This is a genomic window from Bacteroidota bacterium, from assembly GCA_005882315.1.
Lineage (GTDB): Bacteria > Bacteroidota > Bacteroidia > Chitinophagales > Chitinophagaceae > VBAR01.
On the sequence record VBAR01000001.1, the window covers coordinates 1,858,660 to 1,869,888 of the forward strand.

General features: G+C 39.9%; 7 protein-coding genes. All 7 read right to left on the reverse strand.

Going from position 1 to position 11,229, the window contains the following annotated elements:
* Positions 1 to 28: 28 nt before the first annotated feature.
* The 7 genes from E6H07_07710 to E6H07_07740 all read right to left on the reverse strand — a co-directional run bounded on the left by E6H07_07710 (position 29) and on the right by E6H07_07740 (position 11,222).
* Entirely contained in the window at positions 29 to 1,132 is a 1,104-nt protein-coding gene (locus E6H07_07710; GenBank protein ID TMI65783.1) for a porin, read from the reverse strand.
* A gap of 91 nt (positions 1,133 to 1,223) precedes the next feature.
* Entirely contained in the window at positions 1,224 to 2,642 is a 1,419-nt protein-coding gene (locus E6H07_07715; GenBank protein ID TMI65784.1) for an ammonium transporter, read from the reverse strand.
* A gap of 232 nt (positions 2,643 to 2,874) precedes the next feature.
* The gene (locus E6H07_07720) at positions 2,875 to 4,374 is read right to left on the reverse strand and encodes a glutamate synthase subunit beta (GenBank protein TMI65785.1); all 1,500 of its coding nucleotides are present in this window, start codon (positions 4,372 to 4,374) and stop codon (positions 2,875 to 2,877) included.
* A gap of 183 nt (positions 4,375 to 4,557) precedes the next feature.
* Complete coding sequence (gene gltB, locus E6H07_07725) at positions 4,558 to 9,105, reverse strand: glutamate synthase large subunit (protein ID TMI65786.1); 4,548 nt, start codon at positions 9,103 to 9,105, stop codon at positions 4,558 to 4,560.
* A 399-nt stretch (positions 9,106 to 9,504) separates the two neighbouring features.
* Complete coding sequence (locus E6H07_07730) at positions 9,505 to 9,720, reverse strand: hypothetical protein (GenBank protein TMI65787.1); 216 nt, start codon at positions 9,718 to 9,720, stop codon at positions 9,505 to 9,507.
* Between the two features lie 20 nt (positions 9,721 to 9,740).
* Complete coding sequence (locus tag E6H07_07735) at positions 9,741 to 10,238, reverse strand: nuclease (GenBank protein ID TMI65788.1); 498 nt, start codon at positions 10,236 to 10,238, stop codon at positions 9,741 to 9,743.
* Between the two features lie 48 nt (positions 10,239 to 10,286).
* On the reverse strand, positions 10,287 to 11,222 hold the full coding sequence (locus E6H07_07740; protein TMI65789.1) for a hypothetical protein: 936 nt from the start codon (positions 11,220 to 11,222) through the stop codon (positions 10,287 to 10,289).
* Positions 11,223 to 11,229: the final 7 nt, after the last annotated feature.

Here is an 11,229-nt window from a genome sequence, read left to right on the forward strand (position 1 = left end):
TAAGCACTCTGTATTAATTTTTTATTATTTAGAATGAATAAACTGCTGCCAGCAAAAAGTTGCTTGCCGATTTTTTTGGGGCGCCGTCTTTGTCATAGAAAACTTCCTGGCTTGCATTATCCATTCTGTATTCAGGTATGAAAATAAAACCACCTAGTTTGAAATTGGCAGAAAGGGTTGTGGCAAAAATATTACCACCTTCTGGCGCAATTGCAAACATTTTAAGTTGGTTGTCATCATTGAAATATTCGCCACGTAGTGTCAGGCCAAACCATGGTTTTGGATCAAGATTAAAATATAATGCGGATCCCCACCAGCTTTTACCATCGACATTTTTAGCACCGTCCCACATTTGTGTACTATTGACTGTTCCATTAAAGCCGATATTGAACTTGTCACTGAATTTAGCAGTAAGCACTGCATCAAACTGGCTTGTTTTTGAGGTATCGAAATTTTTACCACCAACATAGTTCAGGTAAAGTTTTACATTATCGCTTGCTGCAAGACTGTACTGAGCGAGGAAGAATTTCTTATTGATATATCCTTCCAGGGGAATTCTGAAATCAGTTTGATTTGAAACGCCTACCATAAAACCATGCTTTCCTTTTGTGATATCAGCTTTCAGACCTGTATGTGAGAAAGGGCCATTGGTAAACATATAGCTCATACTATAGTTACGATTCAATTGTGGATCGAGTAATTCATAACCAACATGTGTTCCCCAGGTACCGGCAGTGAATTTTAGCCAGTCAGAAGGAGAGTAGGTGATATACATTTGTTTTATTGCCTGTGTTATTCCTTCATCAGTGTAAGCAAACTCTTTTGCGCGGGGCCCGAAACCCAGGTCCAGTACAGCGCCAACTTTATTTCCCTTGTGCTCAAGTTTTACACTGGCCATTCCCAATGAAAAACTGTTATGCGAGCCGGTGAAACTTGTATAAGTATTTGATTTTGTTTTGGCAAAATCATATTTATAATAAACATCAGCAGAACCAGTAATTATAAGAGTTGGTTTCGCTTCCTCTGTTTCAGGCGGTGCAGCGGTAGTATCTGAAGTTACCGAAGCTACTTGTGCATTAGCAAAAAGACCTACGGTAATGGCGGTTAGGGCCACAAAAAGTTTTCGTAACATTGTAATTGATTTTAATTGTTATTTAAAATTGGTACAGCCCCTGAACTCTGCCAGGAGTTCAGATCCTGGCTGTACCTTTTTATTAATAGGGTTAGTGCTTTTCTGCAAGTGTCTCTTTTGTTTCACCGTTATGGTGAACCAATAAATGACCCTGCATGTATTTTTCATTGTGCTGTGATTCATCGAGACCCAGTTCTTCTTCCAGTTCAGAAACACGGATCGGCACGATGACATTGATCAATTTGAAAATACCATATGATACAATAAAGCTATAGGCAACAACAATGCTCATGGCTTTCAACTGTGTAAAGAAGAATTCAGGATTACCATAAAATAAACCATTCGGTCCGCCAGGTATACCATGTACTGCAGTACTAGCAAATACGCCTGTCATTAGCATACCAACCATACCACCTAGACCATGACAAGGGAATACATCCAGCATATCATCCACTTTAGATCTTTGTTTGATAGAGACTGCAATATTCGAAACGATAGCACCTACTAAACCGACAATGATACTTTGCGGAATACCGACATAACCTGCTGCAGGAGTAATAGCAACCAGTCCAACTACTGCACCGATACAGAAACCGAGCACAGAAGGTTTCTTGCCTTTAATAATATCAAAGAACATCCAGGCAAGACCTGCAGAAGCTGCAGCTGTTGTGGTTGTTCCGAATGCATTAACTGCAAGCGTCGTTGCGCCTACCGCAGAGCCTGCATTAAAACCAAACCAACCGAACCAAAGCAAACCGGTTCCGATCAATACATAAGGAACATTCGCAGGTGGAATTTCTTTTTGATCAACATGCGATTTTCTTCTTTTCAAAACCATGGCACCTGCTAATGCAGCACAACCCGCTGTTATGTGTACTACTGTACCACCAGCGAAATCCCATGCACCCATCTTAGCAAGAAATCCTTCCGGATGCCAGCTCCAGTGTGCAACAGGTGCATACACCAGCAAGGAGAATAAAATAATAAACAGGATATAAGATGTGAAACGAATTCTTTCTGCAACGGCTCCAACTACAAGACCAGGAGTAATGATCGCAAACATCAATTGGAATAATGAAAACAGTGTAAGCGGAATTGTATTTGCCAATGGCCATGCGGCGCCTCCTTTTACTCCATTATAAAACGCAAAAGTGGTGGGGTCACCAATTACTCCACCGATTCCAGGTATTTGAATTGATTCACCAAATGCAAGGCTGAATCCACACACTACCCAAAGTACACCAACAATACCGGCGGCTACAACACTTTTGATCATTGTAGAAATTACATTCTTGCGGTTTACCATTCCACCATAGAAAAATGCAAGACCGGGAGTCATTAAAAATACCAGCGCCGTAGAAACAAGCACCCAGGCAATATCAGCATTGCTGTATTGAGGATCCTTTTCTCCCGGAACAAAATCGGCTACCGGTTTAACAAACATGGCGGCAATTGCTACCACGGCTAACAAGAGAAATGGCAAAATCTGCTTAGCGGTTTTCTTACTCATAAATCGTTGTTTAAAATTAAAAAATTATATATGTAATTCTCTTATTCAAAAATACAACACGATACCACTAACACATGTTTAGTTTACATATAATATTTATTTTAATGTTTGTATTTTTACGATACAACCTATTTTATTTGAAAAATCTTATTTATAATTCAAAAAAATGATTCAAAACAAAAGAACCGCCTTGTAAAAAGCGGTTTACTATTAAAGCGGATCACTAAAGCGATTAAACTAATATCTGCGCAGCATCTTTTCTTTCCAGTAAGGAAGTTCCGATAAGGAATTCATCAATTTTTCTTGCACATTCCCGGCCTTCGCTGATGGCCCAGACTACCAGGCTTTGACCACGACGGATATCACCGGCTGCAAATACTTTATTGATATTAGTACGGTAATCTTTTTCTGTAGCCCTTACATTTCTTCTTTCATCCAACTCAACATCTAACTGTTGAAGCAATCCATCATATTGCGGATTTACAAAACCCATTGCCAATAAAGCAAGCTCACATGGAATTTCTCTTTCACTTCCTGCTACTTCAACAAAAGAAGCAGCCCTTCCATCTTCAGTTATCTTCCATTCAAGGTCAACGATCTTTAATGCTTTTAAATTTCCATCGCCATCACCAATAAATTCTTTTGTAGCAATGGCCCATTTCCGATCAGCACCTTCTTCATGTGATGAAGATGTTTTTAAAGTCATTGGATAAGAAGGCCAGGGCATAAATGCTGTTCTTTCTTTTGGCGGTGTCGGTAGCAACTCAAACTGTGTTACTGATCTTGCTTTATGACGATTGCTTGTTCCCACGCAATCGCTGCCTGTATCACCACCTCCGATCACAACAACATTTTTATTAGTTGCGAAAATATCTGTTGGATAAATATTGCTTTCAATAGCTGGATTTGCAAATGGATCAAGGTTCGCGTTGCGTTTGTTCTGTTGCTTTAAAAACTCCATTGCATAATGAACACCTTTCAATTCTCTTCCCGGAATATTCAGATCTCTTGGAACAGTTGAACCACCGGCGAGAACAATCGCATGATATTCTCTCAGCAGGTCATTCACGTTTACATTTACACCCACATTTGCATTGCATTTAAATGTTACTCCTTCTTCTTCCATTAATTTTATTCTTCTGTCAACAACCCATTTCTCTAATTTGAAATCAGGAATACCATAACGTAATAAACCTCCGGGCCTATCATCTCTTTCAAATACAGTTACTGTATGACCGGCATAATTCAATTGTGCTGCTGCTGCTAATCCTGCAGGGCCGCTTCCTACTACAGCAACTTTCTTTCCGCTACGTTTATTTATTTTCTTTGGCTGAACAAATCCTTTGTCGAATGCTATTTCGATAATATGTTTTTCTATTTCTTCGATAGTTATCGCTGGTTGATTGATGCCGAGTACACAGGCTGTCTCACAAGGTGCAGGACAAATCCTTCCGGTGAACTCTGGAAAATTATTTGTTGATGCAAGGATCTCATAAGCCTCTTTCCATTCTTTTCTATACACAGCATCATTGAATTCAGGAATAACATTGCCTAAAGGACAACCGTTATGACAGAACGGAACACCACAATTCATACAGCGGCCTGACTGCTGATTGAGTTTCTCATCAGTATAGCGGTTGATGAATTCCTTGTGGTCATTCACCCTTTCTTCCACTTTTCTTTTTGTTGGAAGCTCTCTTGTGAATTCTAAAAATCCTGTTGGTTTGCCCATATAAACCCCCAACCCCTAAAGGGGAGTTTTTATGCACTCCGGTTAAGAAGTACTGTTTAAAATATTGTTGAATAAAACCACTAAGGCACTAAGTCACCAAGGTTCACAAAGTCTTCGTGCTATTTTGTGTCTTTGCGTCTTCGTGGTTCAAAAAAAATCAAATAAAGAACTGTATCGAAAGAATTAAAGATTCTTCGCCCTAAGTTCCCCCTTTAGGGGGACAGGGGGTTTTTGCAACGCTTTCTTATAATCCTTCGGAAACACTTTCACGAAATACTGCAACTGGTTATTCAGATCTTCTAAAATAAATTTCGCTATTGTACTTCCGGTATATTCATAATGCTTCTGCAGCATGGTGAACAATTCATTTTTATCATGCACATCACATGCATCCAGGTCAACCATCTCTTTATTGCAATTGATGCCAAACTTTCCTTTCACATCATATATATAGGCAATACCACCACTCATACCTGCTGCAAAGTTTCTTCCTGTTTCACCCAATACAATCACACGGCCACCGGTCATATACTCACAACCATGATCGCCTACCGATTCAACAACAACTTGTGCACCTGAGTTACGAACGCAGAAACGTTCACCGGCTTTACCGCGGATAAATGCTTCACCACTTGTTGCTCCATAAAATGCAACATTACCAATGATGATATTATCTTCAGGAGTATAAGTTGCACCTTTCGGAGGATAGATCACCAATCTTGCGCCACTCAATCCTTTACCACAGTAATCATTGGCATCACCTTCCAGTTCGAGTGTTAATCCTTTTGTATTGAATGCTGCAAAGCTTTGTCCCGCTGTTCCGGTGAATTTAAAATGTATCGTATCATCCGGTAATCCTTCACCCCGATGAATCTTTGTTATCTCGTTTGATAAAATAGTTCCGACGGTACGATCCGTATTCTTTATCAGGAATTCTTTTTTCACTTTTATCCCGATATCTATCGGGAACTGCTGAATTGCAGGCATTGCAGCTTCCAGCAATTTCCAATCCAGCACTTCTGTCAAACCATGATCCTGTTCTTCTGCGCAATAAAGCGGCTCGTAAGGAGATGAAGGCTCTTTATATAAAATGGGAGAGAGATCAAGTTTGCTGAACTTCCAGTGATTGATATTTTCTTTTACCTGCAAACAATCCACCTGTCCTACCATTTCATTTACTGTTCTGAAACCCAACTCAGCCATTATCTCTCTTAACTCCTGCACCATGAATCGGAAAAAGTTCACTACATGATCAGCATTGCCAGAAAATCTTTTTCTCAATTCAGGATCTTGCGTAGCCACACCAACCGGGCAAGTATTCAAATGACATTTACGCATAAGGATACAACCTTCCACAACAAGAGCAGCCGTTGCAACTCCCCATTCTTCTGCGCCGAGTAATGCAGCTATGGCAATATCTCTTCCTGTTTTCATTTGTCCATCGGCTTGTACAACAACTCTGCTTCTCAATTTATTTTTTACCAATGTCTGGTGTGTTTCTGCCAAACCAAGTTCCCATGGCAAACCAGCATGACGGATAGATGAAACAGGTGATGCACCTGTACCGCCATCATGACCACTTATTAAAACAACATCTGCTTTTGCTTTTGTAACACCGGCAGCAATTGTACCCACACCGGCTTTACTTACCAGCTTCACATTTATTCTTGCTTTACGATTTGCATTCTTCAGATCAAATATCAACTGCGCCAAATCTTCAATTGAATAAATATCATGATGAGGCGGTGGTGATATCAAACCAACACCCGGAGTGCTATGTCTTGTCTTACCGATCCACTCATCTACTTTATGTCCGGGTAACTGTCCACCTTCACCGGGCTTTGCACCTTGTGCCATTTTTATTTGCAGTTCATCTGCTTCTGTCAAATACAAACTCGTTACACCAAATCTTGCACTGGCCACTTGTTTGATAGCACTGCGCATTGAATCACCATTTTCTAATGGCGTATATCTTCTTTCATCTTCACCACCTTCACCGGTATTGCTTTTACCACCGAGACGGTTCATTGCAATGGCCAATGTTGTATGTGCTTCCCATGAAATAGAACCAAAGCTCATTGCTCCCGTCGCAAAACGCTTATAAATATTCTCAGCCGGCTCCACTTCATCAATAGGAATTGAATTCCGATTGCGTTTGAACTCGAACAAACTTCTCAGCGTAGCTGCTTTCTCACTCTGGTCATTTACATGCTTTGTATATTTCTTGAATGTTGCATAATCATTCATCTTAGTTGAATACTGCAACAGGTGAATAGTAGTAGGATTAAATAAATGAAACTCACCTTTACGTTTCCATTGATAAACGCCGCCAACAGGCAAACGATCAACCGGAATATCATTTTTACTGAAAGCAAAGAAATGTTTTACCAATGCTTCTTTTGCCAGCTCTTCCAAACCGATACCCTGTATACGACTCACTGCACCTGTAAAATATTTATCAACCACTTCCTGGTTCAGTCCCAGTATCTCCATGATCTGTGCACCCTGGTAGGATTGCAAAGTAGAGATACCCATCTTTGAAAACACTTTCAGCAAACCATCATTCACTGCTTTTACATAATTCTTGCGCAGCTCATCCCAGCTTAGTTCAGTTTGCAAGGTTCCATTCGCTTTCATATTGCGGATAGATGCCAATGCGAGATAAGGATTGATCGCCGTTGCACCAAATGCAAGCAAGCAGGCGAAGTGATGAACTTCCCATACATCGCCGGTTTCCACTACAATACCTACCTGTCCACGCAAACCTTTTTTAATTAGGTGGTGATGCACGGCTGCTGTTGCCAGCAACGAAGGAATATTCGCATGTTCACTATCTACTGCACGGTCGCAAAGGATCAGTACTTCAAAACCATCATGCACTGCATCTTCGGCATAGCGGCACAAACGATCCAGTCCATTCTTCAATGAATCAGGCTGACCATCTGCACGGAAATAAGTTTGTAATGTTTTTGCCTGGAAAATTCCTGTATCGATACTTCTTATCTTTTCCAGTTCTTTACTATTCAGCACAGGATGTTTCAATGCTACAGTATGACAATGCATCGGGTCCTCATCCAATAGATTTCCATTGTTACCCACAAAAGTTGCAAGGCTCATCACCATCCGTTCACGAATAGGATCGATCGGCGGATTGGTAACCTGTGCAAATAATTGTTTGAAATAAGAAGAGAGATGCTGCGGCTGATCACTCAACACCGCCAATGGAATATCTGTTCCCATCGAACCAACAGGTTCTTTTCCTTCCAGCGCCATTGGCTTCAACAAATTATCAATATCCTCAGTTGTATAGCCAAATGCTTTCTGGTATTTTAAAATAGATTCATCACTCAGGTGTGTAAACGTGACCCGCGGCTCAGGCAATTCTTCCAAACGGATCTTATATTGATTCAACCAGTCACCATAAGGTTGTTTAGAACAGATCGTTTGTTTCAGTTCATCATCGCTGATGATGCGGCCCTGCTCCATATCCACCACGAACATTCTTCCCGGTTGCAATCTCCCCTTCTCAATTATTATCTTAGGATCAACAGGCAATGCACCTGTTTCACTTGCCATGATCACACGGTCATCATTCGTTACACAATAACGTGAAGGACGCAAACCATTCCGATCAAGTGTAGCGCCGATCATTTTACCATCGGTAAAAGAAATAGATGCCGGACCATCCCAGGGTTCCATAATAGAAGCATGATATTCATAAAATGCTTTCTTCACCGGGTCCATCTGTTCATTGCCATCCCATGCTTCGGGAATCAGCATCATCATTACATGCGGCAGGCTGCGACCTGTCATCGTCAGCAGCTCGATCATATTATCCAGGCAGGCAGAGTCCGATTGATCATTCGAAACGATCGGCACCAGTATCTCCATTTCTTCTTTAGTAAACAAGGGCGAAGTAAACCCTTGCTCACTTGTCTTCAGCCAGTTCAGGTTTCCCTGCAGTGTATTGATCTCACCATTGTGAGCAATATAGCGGAAGGGCTGTGCCAGTCGCCAGGAAGGAAATGTATTGGTAGCAAAACGGCTATGCACCAAACCAAATGCACTCACCACTCTTTTATTGCTGAGGTCAGGATAGTAGGGACGGAGCTGCATGCTGGTCAGCTGCCCTTTGTACACAACTGTTTTATACGAAAGCGAAGCGATATAAAAACCGATCGCATCTTTTTTCACTGTGTTCAGAATGGTATGCGTTGCATATTTCTTCAGCACAAATAATTTCCGTTCAAATTCATCGGGGTTCTTGATATGATCAGGGCAGGCAATAAATACCTGTTCTATTTCCGGCTCCACGCTGAGTGCAGTTGGGCCAATGCCATCGGGGTTCACCGGCACTTTGCGGTAACATAAAATTTCCAGTCCCAGTTTTTCCGCAGAGCGGTTCAGGATATCACGGCACTCTTCACGCAGGCGGATCTCTTTCGGAAAGAAAACCACACCCACGGCATAGCGACTGTACGCTGGCAGGTGCACACCGAGCTTGATACATTCATCAAAGAAAAATTCATGCGGGGTTTGGAGCATGATGCCGGCGCCATCACCTGTATTTACTTCGCAGCCGCAGGCGCCGCGATGTTCCATATTTTCCAATACGGTAAGAGCATCCGAAATATGCTGGTGACTTTTGCTGCCTTTAATGCTGGCTACGAAACCAATGCCACAGGCATCATGTTCAAAGCGGGGATCGTACAGACCTTTGTTGCTTGCCATCGTTGATTGTTTACTCCCGAGGACGACGAAGTCGGCCGAAGGGATCTCCTCTAATAATAGTTAATAATAAATCGGAAATGTTATCAAACCTGAATGACTCCATAAATTCATCATTTATAGTTCATCATTCATAGTTCGAAAAACCTTGGCAGGCAACGTGGCTAAGATACGGCAAATAGCTTTTTTAACCTACCTGCACAGTAGGGTATTTGGCCTATTAATCCACATTTTTTCAATGTATCAAACAAGTGTTTGTAATAGGAGAGTAAGAATGATTATGGGACAGGCAGTATTACTACTATTAAGCTTCTGTTGCGTCGCACCCTTGTACGTCCGGTAGCTCTACTTAACAAGTCTAAAGATTTGACAACACTTTTTCACATTGACTTAAAGGTTGGCCTACTTATAGCAATACCCGCATGCCCTTCTATTCTTTTCTTTTGCAGTAGCAATATCAGTTGCTTCTATCTCAGTAGAACATTTTCTTAAACCTTGGCAATGACTTGATTTGTGGTAAGCCTCAGAACGTGGGCCATTACAGATATATACTTTATCGCTATTACTGCACCCCAATAGGGTAAGATTTATAAATAGTATTGTTATAAACTTTTGCATTTGCTTCAATTCTTAGTTTATTAGTTTCTCCAGTCCCACGGTGGTGTTGGACTACTATCTGCCCACAATCCAATTTTAGATTGCCTTGCTTTATTTTCAAGCTCAGCATAGGAACTATCATTAGAATATTTCTTAAAGTGCCACGCTAGTCCAGCTTTAATTAATTCCTTATTTAGATTCTGTCCCTTCTCATTAATTACTACACCAATTAATCTTTTATAGCGATCAAATTTTTGATCATTCTCAATCGTAACTGTTTGCCCAAAACAAAGATCAGAAGTAAACTGTCTTGCATTAGTGCCAAAAGGTTGTTTAGATTTGTATTCAGGACAGTCAATGTGAGCAAATCGTATTGTTAATGGTTTTCCGTTGAAAAGTATATCAATTGTATCCCCATCTTTAATTTTTATGACCTTACCAGTAATTTCCCTATTAATAAATTGCTCATTGGTATTTGAGCAAGAAAGCAACTGAAGATAAAATAAGAAAACTAAAAATTTAAAATTACTGTGTCTCATTTTTGTACTATTAGAAGGGATTACACACTTGTCCTTTATTCTTGCCAGCTATACAACCAATAGAATCAAAATCCCATTAAAAATAATATAGCTTAAAATCATAATTCTTGAAGCCCGTCTATCAAGTGTTTTTCTTTTTTCAATTTTCCCTTGAGAATGTAGTCTTAAGGAAATTGAAGAAATAATTAATGTTACAAGAATATAAATGAAACTTAGGAAATGCACAATATCAACAAATGAAAAGCTAATGGTTGCTGGAATATTAGCATCAACTACATATTTGTTTGCAACGGAAGCAAAGAGTCCACCAACGCTTAGCCCAAACCTTGGATCAACGTAATCAGGTCGAATAAAAAAGGCGAGAAAAGAAACTAAAAACGCAATGTATAAACCAGTAAATAATTTAAAGTATAAACCCCAGCTTTTTCTTGCTAATTCAATTACAAAAGATATATGGTGGAATCTCTTATCCTTGAATTTAGTATTGCGGTAACCAAAATCGCTTGGATAAGTTGTAAATTTTTTCTGAACATAAGATTTAGTAATGTTCCATCCAGGTATACTTAAATTCTTATCTATTTCAAAGCCATTTTTATCATCAGTTATATAAATAAATTCTACGCCAGCTTGAGCTTCGATATTTATCATCATACGTTGATTGTCGAAAGGGTAGTTTCTTAAATCCCAATTATGTGTTAGCTGGACTTTACAGTTTTTGTAGGTAATAAATGAATTAATTTCATTATCATTAAATGAACTGTATTCGTCAATTTTTTTAGCATTAACAATTTCGAGTTGATCAAAAAGGGAGACAGTATCAGTAGAATTACTCCATAAATAAAAATCTGCACCAAATGAGTTGTCGCTTGGCGAAAGATCATAAAGGGTTTTCAAGTATATTCCAATGTAGCTAGTGTCAATCTTTATTTGTGAAAATAAAGGTGTGGAAATCGAAGCCAGAAGAATTGCTATTAAGTTCTTCATGTGTTAA

Excerpts from the sequence above, each read along its gene's own strand:
- E6H07_07710 (TMI65783.1), bottom strand. The coding sequence starts at position 1,132 with ATGTTACGAAAACTTTTTGTGGCCCTAACCGCCATTACCGTAGGTCTT.
- E6H07_07715 (TMI65784.1), bottom strand. The coding sequence starts at position 2,642 with ATGAGTAAGAAAACCGCTAAGCAGATTTTGCCATTTCTCTTGTTAGCC.
- E6H07_07720 (TMI65785.1), bottom strand. The coding sequence starts at position 4,374 with ATGGGCAAACCAACAGGATTTTTAGAATTCACAAGAGAGCTTCCAACA.
- gltB (TMI65786.1), bottom strand. The coding sequence starts at position 9,105 with ATGGCAAGCAACAAAGGTCTGTACGATCCCCGCTTTGAACATGATGCC.
- E6H07_07730 (TMI65787.1), bottom strand. The coding sequence starts at position 9,720 with ATGCAAAAGTTTATAACAATACTATTTATAAATCTTACCCTATTGGGG.
- E6H07_07735 (TMI65788.1), bottom strand. The coding sequence starts at position 10,238 with ATGAGACACAGTAATTTTAAATTTTTAGTTTTCTTATTTTATCTTCAG.
- E6H07_07740 (TMI65789.1), bottom strand. The coding sequence starts at position 11,222 with ATGAAGAACTTAATAGCAATTCTTCTGGCTTCGATTTCCACACCTTTA.